Origin of the sequence: Paraburkholderia caffeinilytica, assembly GCF_046030355.1 — a bacterium.
Classification (GTDB): Bacteria; Pseudomonadota; Gammaproteobacteria; order Burkholderiales; family Burkholderiaceae; genus Paraburkholderia; species Paraburkholderia caffeinilytica_B.
Genome location: NZ_JAQQCQ010000033.1, coordinates 32,176 through 46,500, shown reverse-complemented (window position 1 = coordinate 46,500; position 14,325 = coordinate 32,176). Strand labels below are relative to the sequence as shown.

Sequence of the window (14,325 nt, the reverse complement as noted above, 5' to 3'; positions counted from 1 at the left end):
ACTCAGGCGCGTTGCTGGAAGAAGATCAACCAGACAACCAGTGACAGGAGGATGACGAGCGTGGGATAGACCACCGCGGCGGGCCCGAAACGGCGGCTGCCGGGCAATCCTGTCAGAACCAGATAGATCACAACAGTCAGCACAACGCCCGCGACGATACAGAACAGCCAGTCCGGAAAGTAGGCGCCGAGCACGTTGACCGACGGCGACTGCACGCACCCTGTCGCTAGCCAACCAGCGAGGGCAGCGGTGCTGGTCGCGCGTACAGTGCTTTGCCTTCTCGAAACCGGCATGCAATCACTCCAATGTCAAAAGTTACGCTCGGATCGGGGCCTCGTTCGATTTGAACGTGGTCCCGACGAGCTCCTGATGCCTCACCGCCGCAGCAAGGCTGCGTCCTCGCGCCATCCTGACGCGGGGGCGCAAAGCGGCGTCGGGCATCTAGCAGGAGTGACTCTGACATCGCCGGCCGTTGCTGCGGTTAGTACAGCGTGGCCGGACACGACGGTGCCCGGCCACTGAGCGATCTTAGGCCTTGGGCGTCAGACTGCCGGCTCCGTTCGGCGTAGAGATGGTTGTGCAGGTTCCCTTGGGCACCAGCCTGAAGGCGTTGCCCTGATAGTCGACGCTGCTCGTGCCGGCGCAGGTGGTGCCAGCGCCTGCATAGCAGTCGTTCTTGCCTTTCAGCGCGGTGCCGAAACAGGGTTCGACCTTGCCGGATTTGACGAGGGCGGTGTGCTCCGCCTGAATCTTCTTCTGTGCATCGGTGAACTCCTGCGCGCTCGCAGGGGTGACCGAAATGGCAGCAAGGGCGGCTGCGAATGCACCGGCGACGAGAGTGGTGGTTTTGTAATCGGCCATGCGATTTCTCCAACGTTTTTAACAGGGAGCAGCGATCTTGAAGACGTAACGACCGGGCTAATGCTCGTGCGCAGGGTATGGACAAACGGTTACGCCCGGTCCTGACTTGGTGTGCCAGCGAGGGTTAGTCGCAGCAGACTAAGCATACGGAACCGGGGTCGGCGGAAGATTGCACGGTGTTGTGCCGTTTGGTATTAGATTGCGAATAAATCTGCATGCTCTGATACCGGTACGGATGTGCTTGGTCGACCGGAGTAGCCGAGTTGGCGAAAATGTGAATCGCGTCGGCAAGCTCCGGGAGCTTGGGTTTATTCGGGCGGCTGGGCTTGAACGGGTGGGAAAGGTGTCTTCAATGTAACTTCTGAGCGCATCCAGTTTTCAGATCACCGCTGTCCACGCATGTGTCGGTTACCAGTGCATGTCGGCACCGACAGCCGCGCCGCGATCGACAAACTTGATGCGAGTCCGAATCTCCATGTCACCCCACAACGGAGATATTCCCATTCATCCTTTGCGAGAATGCGGTTCAAGATAACGACGAGCAGGCTCCTGTCATAAATGGCATGCGGTGATCCGAGCGTCTGCGATGATCAGACATCGACCGACATCGCCTGCTGCGAGGCAACTAGTTTCGGCGATGGATTACATTTGCAGATGCAGAGGTCATCGCTTAGTGCCACGCGGCGTCTGTCCGGCCCCGTCATCGGGAGTCGCGGACCATCGCATTGAATCTTGCCTGTCGAACTGCACGCCTGGCGCGATACGTCATCGTTCTCATATGCGATGCTCCGGCCATTCAGTCCGGGCGTGGTCGAGCTGGCGAGCACCGTACCATTGGCCGTGGTCCTGTCGCCGTTCAGAATCATGTAACGCTTCATGGCAGCGAATCCGTTTTTCGCCGGCTCATGCCTAGTCTGCGTATTAGACCAGTTACCATTTGCAACTACCCTGCGCCATCACACCGGTATTAAGCAGGAATCCAATCTTTTGATTTTTCTTCTTGCTGGTGTAGACCATGGAGGACACGCCCGTTCCTTGAGTGATCATTTCGTACTCGCCGGACACTTGTCCGCTGAATACCTCGATCCACGTCGTGGCTTCCTGATCTGGTGCATTCTTGTCGAACGTTTCGCTTGCCGCATTGGCGAGCACAAGCGGGATCGGCTGCTTCGCGTTCTGGTATCTGACGAATCCGGCCGAGAATTTGCTGGACGAATCGTAATACGTGCGCATCTCGAAGTTGATCGATTTGGCACCGCCGGAACTGAAGCAAAACGTTTCACTCGTCACTTCCGCATGGGCAGCCAAAGGCAGAGCGAGAAGCGCAACGGCAAATAATGATTTCATAAGCATCCGAAGTTATGGTTTCTGCAATTCAAGGGACGACGTGATCGTATGCTGCGTCGCGTAATATTTCTTCTTGGGATGGGGTGGGTTGCCGACCATCACAGGATGTCCCTGCGCGTCGAGCACCGGTTCCTGCTGACTATTTCGTCGCCACTCGAACGTAAGCGAAACGGTCTGGCCGGGAAAGATGTCGTCGAGCAGTGCATTGCGCAGATACAGGACAGATTGCAGTCGCACTTCGAGGCCATTCAGATTCTCGATGGCGACATAGCCGTTCACGTCCTTGCTTACTGTAATCGCATTGTCCTGACTGACACCGGCATCCATGTGGCTCAGCATATTGGCGCGGTTCGCGACATAGAAGCAGGCGCTATCCACACAATTGTAGGCGTTGTGATGGCCGTCATTGTCGCGCGCGATTAAGGCGTTAGGGTCCCAGCCGAGTGCGGCATATTCGGCTGGTGCACCGCCTGTGGCGAATTTTCTGAAATTCCCATATGCCTGATAGTTGTCGAGATGAGTCAACTGGATGAGGCCACGCCCGTAGTACGGATTATAGGATTTTGTTTCGCCGCGTATTTCGCGGACAAAATGCAGATTACCGGTTTCCGGCACTACATGAGAGAAGAAGTGCAGCAGGCGTTGCCGCGATGCGGACACGCCATATCTTCGCGTGGCCTGATTGAACGGTAACGCCCAAGTACTTGCGCGCGAGTGCGCGTCGTTCCAGGTAGTGGTCGCGGCGTGAAACTGCGTCAGAGTCAGATGGAGAAGGCTGCGCGGGAAGCATCTTGCCATTTCGTCGGCGCTTAACCAGCCGCACTTTCTGAAATGCCGAATGAACTGCAGCGGGTGGAAAAACCACAGATTATCCTCGGCTAGGCCTGTCTTGTCCCAGAACTGGAACTTCTTTAGCAGATCGAGGAAGTCGCTGTAGCCGTTCGGGTTGCTGTTCTTCTGCTTGCCGTAGAAGCCATCCGCATCGTTCAGCTTCGCGTAGCGGGTATCGTTGTGCGCGCTATTCCATTCGGTCGGCGCCTCGCAGATGAATCCGCGCAACTGCGCGCGAACCGCGTCGTTGCCTTTGACGTAATCGCTCAACGCGTCTTCGTCATCGGACTCCTTCGCCTCAGCCGGGGGCGGTGCGACATCGCCGATGATCTTCTTAAGCGCATCGACGTCGCACATGCCATCGTCGCTATCGACGCAGATGGCGCTGCAACCTGTCGTATCTGGTCGACATTCAAGAATGTCAGCCAGACGTATTAGAAGGTCCTACTGAAGACGATCCAGACTGTCTTTTATTTCGCAGCGCAGGTCTCTGGAAAGTTCAGCTTTCAGGTCAATGTCGCTGGTTACACTTTCTGAGGGGTGGCGATGAAAACGCTATATTTGAATTTTACGAACGCTTCGCAGGCGATGGTCGAATGATATTTTGCGAGCGGCCCGGAAGACCTGGTACGGTACTCAAATCAGAGCACCGTGACGACCGACGATCCGATCTGGAAGACTTACTACGATTCGTTTCCCCCGAATATGCAGGAAGGCCTCCCGCTCCGACCGCAAGCTAGTTCATCGAGCCGCCTTCGGGCGGCTTCATGTTGAACTGAGTAGGCGGGTGCATAGGGGGTTCATGAACATAGAGTGCTCACAAGCCATGACTAGAAAAGCCGTGCGGCGGAGGCTGGCTCCGCCGACAAGCGTGCAAATTACGCCGTCGCTTCCTGGTGCTCAAGGAATTGCTTGCGGAACTCCATCGGCTGGGAGATGCCTGGAATAGGCGCTTGCGGATTTCCTGCACCGGCCATCACGATCGATCCGAAATTGAACAAACGACCGAGAACACCTTGATGCACTTGAATACTTTCGATCTTCCGCACACCAATCTCTACGGTGCTGCGCCGAATAAACCCGAATTTTGCAACGATTCGTTTGTTTGTAATTGCCAGTTCAGTTGACTTGTAACGAATGAGCACGCCAAGCAAAACCAGCAAGCCAAGGCCGAACACAGGCAGCAACAGCACACCAGCAATAATATTGGGTGCAAGATGCCAAAGGCTCAACTGGCCCTTGTAGATGATCTGTTCGCCAGAGACAAGATTCTTCTCTACGTAATTCGCCATACTTCCCTCGGATTGTGAGACTTGTTTTAGGAGGGACCGCGGTCATAAGCTCGGTCCAAACCGAGTTAACGGCGTTGACTCGAGATTACTTTAGCTGACAGCCTGATAAGTCGGAGGAAGTCGCTTCCCTCGTCCACCGGTCGACAGCGTGTTTATCGAAGTTTGTACGTGTTACGATCCCCCAAAAAAACGGGAGCACGATGAAATCGCACAGGTGGAAGATTCAATATGCAGCGGGCTTCGGTGCGGGGGTGCTGTTGACGGCACTCGTGAAATTCCCCCCAAATAGCAGTTCCGACTGGGCTGCCTGGGTTCAAGCGATCGGCTCAATCGGCGCTATCGGGATTGCGATATGGGTTTCGCATAAACAGTACCGGGACGCACTGATACTAGAGCAAGAAAGGAAAAAATCCTTGGCCGAACAGGGATCTGCTGAGATTCGCGCCATCGTTGAGGCAGTGCGAGATGAACTAGACGCGTTGTGGGAGGGCTACAATCTGCAAATTGGCCCCCTTTTGCGGTCCCTGCCGGTCGGTAGCCCCTTTAACTTCATTTACCCAGTATTCACCGATGCATTCACTGTATATAACGGTGTCTCGTCGAAGATAGGTCGTATTCCGGAACGAGAACTGAGGCGACTGATCGTCGCGACCTACGCTCATGCGAAAGGTTTGGTGTACTCGTTTCAGTTAAACAATAAGATGCTCACTGACCGACAGCAGATCGATCTGCTGTATCAAGGCAACGACCGCGGACAAAGACTCGCCCAACAAGACCAAATTTTGATCGAGTATGCAGCGATATTGAAAGAGCGAGACACGCAGATTCAAACGCTCGTGGTTGAACTATCGGTACGAATCGATAGCTGGCTTTCTTCCGAATAGGATGACCCTGCGCGCCCCTTCCGCCGCAGTACTAATCAGATCAACGCGCCCAGCGCGAGGCAGTGAACCCGCACGCCACGCGCCGCTAGGGCTTCAACGGTAGAGCGAACGTCCATCGCGTTACGGCCGAGCCTGTCAAGTTTGGTCACGACCAGCACATCCCCTCTTCCATCCGGTCAAACAGCTTGGCGAAGCCCGGTCGCTGGTAGGCGCTAACGCTGCTCGAGATGCTTTCGGTCACTACGCGCCGCTTATCCACGACGAATCCCGCTGCTTCGATCTCGCGGAGCTGGTTCACGGGCGTCTGGTCGGTCGTGCTAACGCGTAGGCAAAAGTGCGCGACATGGCTCGAGCTTCAAATAGTCCGAAATGGATGTACGAATCCCAACATATGTACGAAGCTAGTAAATGCTTATTTTCGGACACACCAAAAGAACGATGTCCGTAAGGGAACGGTTCCGTACAGCCCTCAATAGTAGTCGATGTACCGCACCTTGCCGGGCACGAATGGCGCTGGCCACTCCTTCACCAAGCTCCGGAATAGCCGCCCCATCAGCGCATCGTCAGTGGCTGCCTCAGCGCCAACGTAATCATTGCCCTGCTGGAAGGTCTCATACCGCAGCTTCATGGATGGCTCAGCCTGCTCAAATCCAATGGGGCCAACATCCTCAGGTAGGCAGGTAAGGCACACATCACCCGCGCCCGTGACCCAAAGGACATGATGCCCTTGGGAGTCATCCGCCTGGGCGAACAGGTTACGCAAGTCATCTACCGTAGGGTTCGAAGTCAGATTCATATGGTCTCCTCGTGGGGAGCCAAGAGTATGCCGGATGACCAATCACTTGGCACATCGCCTAACGAGATGCGCGCGCCTGCGTCAGGAATCGCGCGGGTTACCTGATGCGCGTCTAAGGGGCTGCGCGTGAGGTGCCCGTGCGTGGAAACGGGAGGGCCACCGGGGGGAATCTGGCCTTTCGGCCTTGATCACTTCTCGCATTTTGGCTTCTAACATTTAGACCCTGCGGAAACATCTTGAAATGTCACGAAAGCATGGCGTAATATCGTCCACCGCCGCAAATAAATGATCAAGCGCAGAATCTAACTGCAAACACACGTGGCGGTTAAACGAAACCAGAGGGGACCACCTTGAAGAAAATCATCTTCGCCGCGCTGCTTGCTTGCGCCAACTCTGCATATGCCCACAGCTACAGCTATGGTCAGCCAGCTACATCCAACAATTATGGGGGCTCCACGGGCCAACACTACGTGAACAGTTATTCTCGTTCAGACGGTACTGATGTCCAAGGCCACTATCAGACCAACCCGAACGGCACCAAGACTGATAATTGGTCTACTCAAGGTAATCAGAATCCGTACACAGGCCAGTGGGGAACTAAGCCCGCGTACTGAGCGAGGCTCGCTAACTACGAGTAGCCGTCGCAGAATCCAACCGAAGAATTATCCAAGTCTCCACCGGAAAGCCGCTGGGGGCTCTCTTGACATGGGCAACGGACTCACAGTCTCGCGCCCATGGGGCTGACGACAACAACCTTAACTGCCAAACCCTCAAAGAATCTGAAGCGCTATGGACATCATTAGCGGTATCGTCATCGTCGCTCTCGTTCCTCTACTGCTGTTATCGTTCCTTTTTCGAAACAAGCCGGGGTCTGCGTTCGGTCCAAAAGTCTGTTCAAGATGCAATGTTGAACTGCGTGGCTGGCATAGTTCAGGCCGGAAACAGGTCTGGTCTCGTAACGATGCAAGCGGGAACCGTGTTTACTTCTGCGCCCGGTGTAAGAACAAATGAGAAAGGCGTTGCTCTCCTAGGCTGCCGTCATATGCTCACGCTTGGAGACACGGAATCTAGGGACGCGCCTAAAATCGACATCGCGAAACATTCGTGTGTGGTGGGCTTGTGGGGTAAAGATGTGTGCTAAGGCGATTTGACGCTGCGCGCAAAACCCTTTAAAAACAGGGAATTACGGTATATGTACGGTCCTGGCGGAGAGACGGGGATTCGAACCCCGGATAGGTTATTAACCTATACACGCTTTCCAGGCGTGCGACTTAAACCGCTCATCCATCTCTCCGGCGGGGAGCCGAATTATAGCAAACTTCGCGCCCTGCGCCACACCCATCCGCAAACCCGTCTAAGGATGCCGGATGTAGTCCACCAACGCCCTCGTATAGGCATCCGGTTTCCGGTCCATCAGACTCACCCCGATCGCCACCAGAAACCCCGCCGGCACGCCGAACACGCCCGAGCTGATCGGCTCGATCCCGAACCATCTCGCGCCCGCGAAGCCCGTCATCTGCGTGAAGAACGGATACGTCGACACGATGTAGTAAATGCACACCAGCAGCCCCGCCACCATGCCCGCCACCGCACCCAGCCGCGTGGTCCGTTTCCAGAATACGCCCAGCACCAGCACCGGAAACAGACTCGACGCCGCCAGCGAAAACGCCGCGCCCACCAGAAACAGAATATTCCCCGTGTTCAACGACGCCACATACGAGGCAAACAACGCCACCCCCAGCAACAAGATCTTCGAGATCGTCACGCGCCGCTGGCTCGATGCCGTCGGGTCGACCATGTGGTAGTAGACATCGTGCGATAGCGCGTTGGCGATCGTCAGCAGCAAACCGTCCGCGGTCGAGAGCGCCGCCGCCAACGCACCGGCCGCGATCAGCCCGGACATCACGTACGGCAGCCCCGCGATCTCGGGCGCGGCGAGCACCACCATATCCGGCTGCATCTGAATCTCGCTCCAGCGCACAATACCGTCGCCGTTCGTGTCGGCAAGGCTGATCAGACTCGGCTCGACCTTGCGCCACTGCGTGAGCCATTGCGGCAAATCCGAAAAGTGCTGCCCCACCAGATTGGTCAGCATCTCGTACTTGATCAACACCGCCAGCACGGGCACCGTCAGATAGAACAACGCGACGAAGAACAGCGTCCAGCCGACCGAACGTCGTGCGGAGGCCACCGAGGTCGTCGTGTTATAGCGCGTCAGGATATGCGGCAGGCTCGCGGTGCCAAGCGAAAGACACAGCAGCAGCGACAGAAAATTGCGCTCGTGGGTGCGCCGGTCTTCTTCGCTCGTAATGGGAAACGGTTCATGCATCGGCACCGGCGCGGCCGCGCGCATCAGCATTTCATCGCGGCGTTGGGTCCAGACGATCTGTGCGGCGGCGGCATCGCGTGGAAATTGTTCGAGCGCCCGCTCACGTTCCTTGATTTCGCGCAGCGGGCCGTTGTGACGCCGCAAGTCCGCGACTTCCTGGGTGAGGCGCAACTTCTCGTCGACGAACGATTGCGGCAACGTGTCGAGCCGCATCTGCATCAGCGCGGCGCGCTGTCGATAATCGTCGCGTACGGTCTGCTCGAGCGGCGCCTCGCGCACCTGCTTCTCCAGACCTTCGACGCGCGCCATCAAGCGCCCATAGTTGAACTGCGGCACCCAGCCGAGGCCATCCTTATGCGCGATCATCGACACGGGAATCAGAATTGCCGCGATCAGGATGATGTATTGCGCGACCTGGGTCCACGTCACCGCACGCATGCCGCCCAGAAACGAGCACACCAGAATGCCCGCGAGGCCGCAGAAAATGCCGACCGCGAAATCCACGCCGATAAAACGCGTCGCAATCAAGCCGACGCCCTGAATCTGTGCAACGAGATAGACGAACGAGCAGAGAATCGCCGCTAATGCAGCCAGTCCACGCACTGCGTTGCTCGAAAAGCGCGTCCCGAGAAAGTCCGGAATCGTGTAGCGCGCGAGCTTGCGCACGTACGGCGCGAGCAGGAACGCGACGAGGCAATAGCCGCCGGTCCAGCCCATCAGGTAAGCGAGACCGTCATATCCGGTCGCATAGATCGAACCGGCGAGGCCGATGAACGATGCCGCGGACAACCAGTCGGCGGCAGTCGCCATGCCGTTGAAGACGGACGGCACGCGCCGCCCCGCTACGTAGTATTCGACGAGGTCGGACGTGCGCGACAGCAAGCCGATCACCGCGTACACCGCGATCGGCACGAACAGGAACACATAGCCGATCCAGACGCCGGGGCCGGTGGTCCGCTCGATGCGCCACATCACATAGATGAAAAGCAGGAAGCCGAGCGTATAGAGCGCGTATGAGCGGATCAACCGGTTCGTGAGCTTCATCGGCTCAGCTTCCGCGCACTGCGGGTGCGACGGAATCGGCGCTAGCGCCAGTGCTCGCACTGTCGCCGGCATCGGCATCGAAAGCGCGTTGCAGACGGCGATCGGCACGCTGCATCAGCAGGATATAAACGACGATCAACGCGACGTAGATCAGAATCGCTCCTTGCGCACCGAAGTAGAACGGCAACCTGAAGCCGTTGAAGCGCACCGGGTCCAACGCCGGCGCCACCAGCGGCAAAACGAACGACACCACGAAGCCTATCGTCATCAACGTCGCAATCAACACGAGGTTGAAGCGCCAGTATTTCTGATGCGCACGCGCCATCGCTGCCGAGACCGAAGGGGGTTCGGGCGCGGGATTGAGCGTCGCGTGAGAGGAGTGGTGTGGCGCGGCCATGCGCCTATGTATCAAAAAGCCACCGGGCAGGCAATCGGGATTGTCCGCGCGGTGGCTTTAACTGCGTAAGCCAGTGCTCGATAGCTGGGTGCGGTCAAGGGCGCATCATCCTGGCCGCCCTGACCGGAACCGCAGGCAAACCCAGGCTCAGAGCGATTCGCCGAGTTGATCCAGAATCGCCGGGTTCTCCAGCGTGGACACGTCCTGGGTGATGGCCTCGCCCTTCGCCAGCGAGCGCAACAGGCGGCGCATGATCTTGCCCGAACGCGTCTTCGGCAAGTTCTCGCCGAAGCGGATGTCCTTCGGCTTGGCGATCGGCCCGATCTCCTTGGCGACCCAGTTGCGCAGTTCGTTGGCGAGCTTCACCGCTTCTTCGCCTTCAGGACGCGCGCGCTTGAGCACCACGAATGCGCACACGGCTTCGCCGGTGGTCGCATCAGGGCGACCCACCACGGCCGCTTCAGCGACGATCGGGTTCGACACCAGCGCCGACTCGATCTCCATGGTGCCGAGACGGTGACCGGACACATTGAGCACATCGTCGATGCGGCCCATGATCGTGAAATAGCCGGTTTCCTTGTCGCGCACCGCGCCGTCGCCGGCAAGATACAACGTGCCGCCGAGTTCTTCGGGGAAGTAGCTCTTCTTGTAACGGTCCGGATCGCCCCACACATTGCGCAACATTGCCGGCCACGGGCGCTTCACTACCAGAATGCCGCCCTGCCCGTTCGGCACGTCCTGGCCGGTTTCATCGACCACAGCCGCCATGATGCCCGGCAGTGGCAGCGTGCATGAACCCGGCACCAGCGGCGTGGCGCCCGGCAGCGGCGTGATCATATGACCGCCAGTTTCGGTTTGCCACCACGTATCGACGATCGGGCAGCGGCTGCCGCCGACGTTCTCGTAATACCACACCCATGCTTCCGGATTGATCGGCTCGCCGACCGTGCCGATGATGCGCAGCGTCGACAGGTCGTAGCTTTTCGGATGCACTTTATCGTCCGCTTCGGCGGCCTTGATCAGCGAGCGGATCGCGGTCGGTGCGGTGTAGAACAGCGTGACCTTGTGCTTGGCGATCATGTCCCAGAAGCGGCCGGCGTTCGGATAGGTCGGCACGCCTTCGAACACGACCTGGGTGCCGCCAAGCGTCAACGGACCATACGTGATGTAGCTATGGCCGGTGATCCAACCAATGTCGGCCGTACACCAGAACACGTCGGTGGGCTTCCAGTCGAAGGTCCACTTCATGGTCTGCGCGGCCCACAGCAGATAGCCGCCGGTACTGTGCTGCACACCCTTCGGCTTGCCGGTCGACCCCGACGTGTAGAGGATGAAAAGCGGATGCTCGGCGCCGACCCATTCCGGCGCGCATTGATCCGATTCAGCTTGCGTGAGTTCGTGCATCCACAGATCGCGGCTTTCGTTCCATGCGATCTTGCCGCCCGTGCGCTTGTAGACGATCACGCTCTTCACGGCGTCGCAACCGCCCATGGCGATGGCTTCGTCGGCGATGTTCTTCAACGGCAATGCCTTGCCGCCGCGCATCTGTTCGTCGGAGGTGACGAGGGCGACTGCGCCCACGTCGACCAGGCGCTCGTTCAGTGACTTCGAAGAAAAGCCGCCGAACACCACCGAATGCGTTGCGCCGATCCGTGCGCATGCCTGCATCGCGACGATGCCTTCAATCGACATCGGCATGTAGATCACGACGCGATCGCCCTTCTTCACGCCGCGTTTTTTCAGCGCGTTCGCAAAGCGCGACACACGTTGCAGCAGATCCTGATAGGTGACGTTGGTGACGGTGCCGTCGTCGGCTTCGAAGATGATCGCGACGCGCCCGCCATTGCCGGCTTCGACGTGACGGTCGATGCTGTTATACGAGGCGTTCAACTGGCCGTCTTCGAACCACGTGTAGAACGGCGCCTTCGATTCGTCGAGCACTTTGGTGAAAGGCGTGTTCCAGCTTAGCGTCTCGCGAGCGAGGCGCCCCCAGAAACCTTCGTAATCGCGCTCAGCTTCGGCGGCAAGCGCCCGGTACGCATCCATGCCGGAAATCGTTGCACCGGCCGCTGCTTCTGCGGAGGGCGGGAAAACACGGCGTTCCTGAAGAACAGATTCAATCGCAGACATCGACAACCCCTTGGTGAAGATGAAACTTAAAACCTGTGCCGGCGCGCCTGTGACGCGCCCTATCATGATGGCGAGCCGCCATTCGTCATCGAAAGGCGGCTCGCTGTCTCCAACCCTCGCGCAGCGATTGCCAATCACTGCGCCGCGGCCCGTTCGGCTTTCACTTTCCGGCTTCCACTTTCATTTATGCCGCGCTGCAACACAAATGAATGGCCGACGTTCCGCTCTCACGTTCAAACATAAACTTTGCAACTTACCGGTCACTTACGCGAGCCGCGCCGCATAGCGAGCGAAAACCCTTACGCGGTTCAGACCAGGTCACGCACGGCATGCTACGCGCTACGTTCCGTTCATGTGCGCTGATCGACCTGCCGATACAAGCGATTCACGCCGAAACGGGGCTCGCGCAAAGGGATCATGCCCCGCGCACTGGCGCCGCGCCTTTACGCTGGCTTGCACGCCCTCTTACAATGCTAACTGAACTAGCCGTCTGGATTCCAGCTTGAATCGTTACTCCCTGCTTCTCATTACCTCGATGCTGCTGGTTGGCAGCAATGTCGGAATCGGTAAATCGATCGTCGAATTCGTCCCCGTTCCCCTGTTCGCGCTGCTGCGTTTCGTCATTGCCATGGCGGTACTGTGGCCGTTGCTGCGGGTGGCCAAGCTGCGCCGCGTCAAGCGCGATGAATGGCTCAACCTGTTTTTGCAGGCGCTGTTCGGCACCTTCGGGTTCACGCTGCTGATGCTTAACGGCGTGCAGCGCACGAGCGCGGTCGCGGCCGGCGTCATCACCAGCACGATCCCGGCTGTCGTCGCGCTGCTCTCGTGGCTGATTCTCAAAGAGCGTCCGAACGGTCGGACACTCGCCTCGATCGCGCTGGCGATCGTCGGCGTGGTGGTCATCAATCTTGCCCATGTGGACGAGACTGCCGGCGGCGAGACTTCGTTCACCGGCAATCTGATGGTGCTGGGCGCGATGTGCTGCGAATCGCTTTACATCATCCTGTCGCGCCGTTTGACACAGACGCTCGCGCCAATCGACATCTGCGCCTACACGCATATGTTCGGCCTGCTGCTGATGCTGCCGCTCGGCGCCACCGCGCTGCTGCACTTCGACTATCGCGCGGTGCCGGTGAGCGTCTGGACGCTGGTGCTGTGGTACGGGCTGTCGGCGAGCATCTTCTCGTTCTGGCTGTGGATGAAGGGTATTCGCCACGTGCCGGGCAGTCTTGCGGGCGTGTTCAGCGCCGTGCTGCCGGTGGCCGCGGCGATCTACGGCATCGTGTTTCTCGACGAGCGGCCCACGCTCGCGCACGGCATCGCGCTCGCCTGCGTGGTGGCCGGGATCGGGCTGGCGAGCCTGAAGGTCAAGCGGGTGCCGCCGGTGGCTTCCTAAGCGCAGCGGGGCAAGCGCGTGTCACCGGTCGCTTTCTATGCGCAGCGGTCAAGCGGGTGTCACTGGTCGCTTTCTATGCGTAGCGGTCAAGCGAGTGCCACTGGCCGCTTTCTATGCGCAGCGGTCCGCTAACCGCTCGCCGCCTGACAAAGGCGCGCATTGCCATGGTCCGGGCAGCGCGTACCAACCCGCGCTGCCCGCCGCGCCGCAGCAATTTCATTTGACGCTGTACAATAGCGCGCCTGACGCGAGCTTCTCCGGCCTCCCTGGCCGCGTACCGCGCCGTCTGCGCCCTGGTTTGCGTGCCCGATCGTGCGTCTGGTTTTGCGCTTCGGGTCAGCGCATTTAGTTCGTGTTCCGTCACCTGCGTTTCATCTGACTCTTACCTATGTCCGCTCCGCGACCCGACTCAGCCCGTCAGCGCCGCCCGATGCGCCCGCTGCCCGCCATCATCTTCATGAGTCGCTGGCTGCAGGTGCCGCTGTACCTGGGGCTGATCGTCGCGCAAGGCGTGTATGTCGTCCTGTTCCTGAAAGAAGTCTGGCATCTGGTCAGCGCGTCCATGACGCTCGACGAAACCAACATCATGCTGGTGGTGCTCGGCCTGATCGACGTGGTGATGATCTCGAACCTGCTGATCATGGTGATCATCGGCGGGTATGAAACCTTCGTGTCGCGCCTCGGCGTTGAGGGTCATCCGGACGAACCGGAATGGCTCGACCATGTGAACGCCGGCGTGCTGAAGGTCAAATTGTCGATGGCGCTGATCAGCATTTCGTCGATCCATCTGTTGAAGACGTTCATCAGCCCGGATCAGAATTCGACGCACACCATCATGTGGCAGGTGATCATCCACGTCGCTTTCCTTCTCTCGGCGGTGGTCATGGCGCTGGTCGACCGCCTCACCACGCATACGCATCCGAAACATTTTCAGGAATCCGCGGGACTGCATCCGCTGGGTTCGAACGGTTCCACTCCCCTGAAGGCGCACGACTGACCGCACTGCCCTGCGAGTCTG

General features: G+C 58.6%; 14 protein-coding genes, 1 tRNA gene and 1 pseudogene. 4 read left to right on the top strand and 12 right to left on the bottom strand.

Going from position 1 to position 14,325, the window contains the following annotated elements; translation table 11 throughout:
- Window positions 1–2: 2 nt before the first annotated feature.
- The 6 genes from PQQ95_RS33180 to PQQ95_RS33155 form a co-directional block, all read right to left on the bottom strand.
- Window positions 3–215 (bottom strand): YtcA family lipoprotein, encoded by a 213-nt coding sequence (locus PQQ95_RS33180; protein WP_408445716.1) that lies wholly within the window; start codon window positions 213–215, stop codon window positions 3–5.
- Between the two features lie 313 nt (window positions 216–528).
- Window positions 529–861: a BufA1 family periplasmic bufferin-type metallophore gene (locus tag PQQ95_RS33175; RefSeq protein WP_408445714.1), complete on the bottom strand. Its 333-nt coding sequence runs from the start codon at window positions 859–861 to the stop codon at window positions 529–531.
- Between the two features lie 590 nt (window positions 862–1,451).
- Window positions 1,452–1,739 (bottom strand): PAAR domain-containing protein, encoded by a 288-nt coding sequence (locus PQQ95_RS33170; protein WP_408445711.1) that lies wholly within the window; start codon window positions 1,737–1,739, stop codon window positions 1,452–1,454.
- Between the two features lie 52 nt (window positions 1,740–1,791).
- Entirely contained in the window at window positions 1,792–2,208 is a 417-nt protein-coding gene (locus tag PQQ95_RS33165) for a hypothetical protein (RefSeq protein ID WP_408445708.1), read from the bottom strand.
- Between the two features lie 12 nt (window positions 2,209–2,220).
- A complete protein-coding gene (locus tag PQQ95_RS33160) occupies window positions 2,221–3,396 on the bottom strand; it encodes a hypothetical protein (protein ID WP_408445706.1) in 1,176 nt (391 codons plus the stop codon).
- 521 nt (window positions 3,397–3,917) lie between these two features.
- Window positions 3,918–4,331: a PH domain-containing protein gene (locus PQQ95_RS33155; protein WP_408445704.1), complete on the bottom strand. Its 414-nt coding sequence runs from the start codon at window positions 4,329–4,331 to the stop codon at window positions 3,918–3,920.
- A gap of 200 nt (window positions 4,332–4,531) precedes the next feature.
- Here PQQ95_RS33155 and PQQ95_RS33150 point away from each other — a divergent pair, with 200 nt between their 5' ends.
- Complete coding sequence (locus tag PQQ95_RS33150) at window positions 4,532–5,215, top strand: hypothetical protein (RefSeq protein WP_408445702.1); 684 nt, start codon at window positions 4,532–4,534, stop codon at window positions 5,213–5,215.
- A 41-nt stretch (window positions 5,216–5,256) separates the two neighbouring features.
- Here PQQ95_RS33150 and PQQ95_RS33145 read toward each other — a convergent pair.
- Window positions 5,257–5,560 (bottom strand): annotated as a pseudogene (locus PQQ95_RS33145) (recombinase family protein); the annotation flags it as partial.
- A 124-nt stretch (window positions 5,561–5,684) separates the two neighbouring features.
- Window positions 5,685–6,011, bottom strand: coding sequence for a hypothetical protein (locus tag PQQ95_RS33140; protein ID WP_408445699.1), 327 nt, complete (start codon window positions 6,009–6,011; stop codon window positions 5,685–5,687).
- Window positions 6,012–6,361: 350 nt separating this feature from the next.
- Between PQQ95_RS33140 and PQQ95_RS33135 the strand changes: the two genes are divergently transcribed.
- Window positions 6,362–6,625, top strand: a complete 264-nt coding sequence (locus PQQ95_RS33135) for a hypothetical protein (RefSeq protein WP_408445697.1) — start codon at window positions 6,362–6,364, stop codon at window positions 6,623–6,625.
- 589 nt (window positions 6,626–7,214) lie between these two features.
- Here PQQ95_RS33135 and PQQ95_RS33130 read toward each other — a convergent pair.
- The 4 genes from PQQ95_RS33130 to acs all read right to left on the bottom strand — a co-directional run bounded on the left by PQQ95_RS33130 (window position 7,215) and on the right by acs (window position 11,911).
- Window positions 7,215–7,305, bottom strand: a tRNA-Ser gene (locus tag PQQ95_RS33130).
- A gap of 60 nt (window positions 7,306–7,365) precedes the next feature.
- On the bottom strand, window positions 7,366–9,384 hold the full coding sequence (locus tag PQQ95_RS33125; RefSeq protein ID WP_408445694.1) for a sodium:solute symporter family protein: 2,019 nt from the start codon (window positions 9,382–9,384) through the stop codon (window positions 7,366–7,368).
- A 4-nt stretch (window positions 9,385–9,388) separates the two neighbouring features.
- Complete coding sequence (locus PQQ95_RS33120) at window positions 9,389–9,781, bottom strand: DUF4212 domain-containing protein (RefSeq protein WP_408445691.1); 393 nt, start codon at window positions 9,779–9,781, stop codon at window positions 9,389–9,391.
- Window positions 9,782–9,928: 147 nt separating this feature from the next.
- Window positions 9,929–11,911: an acetate--CoA ligase gene (gene acs / locus PQQ95_RS33115; RefSeq protein WP_408445689.1), complete on the bottom strand. Its 1,983-nt coding sequence runs from the start codon at window positions 11,909–11,911 to the stop codon at window positions 9,929–9,931.
- Between the two features lie 502 nt (window positions 11,912–12,413).
- Between acs and PQQ95_RS33110 the strand changes: the two genes are divergently transcribed.
- Window positions 12,414–13,307 carry a DMT family transporter gene (locus PQQ95_RS33110; RefSeq protein ID WP_408445686.1) on the top strand — a complete coding sequence of 298 codons (894 nt, stop codon included), beginning with the start codon at window positions 12,414–12,416 and terminating at the stop codon, window positions 13,305–13,307.
- 388 nt (window positions 13,308–13,695) lie between these two features.
- Window positions 13,696–14,304, top strand: a complete 609-nt coding sequence (locus PQQ95_RS33105; RefSeq protein WP_408445683.1) for a TIGR00645 family protein — start codon at window positions 13,696–13,698, stop codon at window positions 14,302–14,304.
- Window positions 14,305–14,325 lie beyond the last annotated feature (21 nt).

Excerpts from the sequence above, each read along its gene's own strand:
- PQQ95_RS33175 (WP_408445714.1), bottom strand. The coding sequence starts at position 861 with ATGGCCGATTACAAAACCACCACTCTCGTCGCCGGTGCATTCGCAGCC.
- PQQ95_RS33155 (WP_408445704.1), bottom strand. The coding sequence starts at position 4,331 with ATGGCGAATTACGTAGAGAAGAATCTTGTCTCTGGCGAACAGATCATC.
- PQQ95_RS33120 (WP_408445691.1), bottom strand. The coding sequence starts at position 9,781 with ATGGCCGCGCCACACCACTCCTCTCACGCGACGCTCAATCCCGCGCCC.
- PQQ95_RS33125 (WP_408445694.1), bottom strand. The coding sequence starts at position 9,384 with ATGAAGCTCACGAACCGGTTGATCCGCTCATACGCGCTCTATACGCTC.
- PQQ95_RS33140 (WP_408445699.1), bottom strand. The coding sequence starts at position 6,011 with ATGAATCTGACTTCGAACCCTACGGTAGATGACTTGCGTAACCTGTTC.
- acs (WP_408445689.1), bottom strand. The coding sequence starts at position 11,911 with ATGTCTGCGATTGAATCTGTTCTTCAGGAACGCCGTGTTTTCCCGCCC.
- PQQ95_RS33160 (WP_408445706.1), bottom strand. The coding sequence starts at position 3,396 with ATGTGCGACGTCGATGCGCTTAAGAAGATCATCGGCGATGTCGCACCG.
- PQQ95_RS33105 (WP_408445683.1), top strand. The coding sequence starts at position 13,696 with ATGTCCGCTCCGCGACCCGACTCAGCCCGTCAGCGCCGCCCGATGCGC.
- PQQ95_RS33170 (WP_408445711.1), bottom strand. The coding sequence starts at position 1,739 with ATGAAGCGTTACATGATTCTGAACGGCGACAGGACCACGGCCAATGGT.
- PQQ95_RS33150 (WP_408445702.1), top strand. The coding sequence starts at position 4,532 with ATGAAATCGCACAGGTGGAAGATTCAATATGCAGCGGGCTTCGGTGCG.
- PQQ95_RS33165 (WP_408445708.1), bottom strand. The coding sequence starts at position 2,208 with ATGAAATCATTATTTGCCGTTGCGCTTCTCGCTCTGCCTTTGGCTGCC.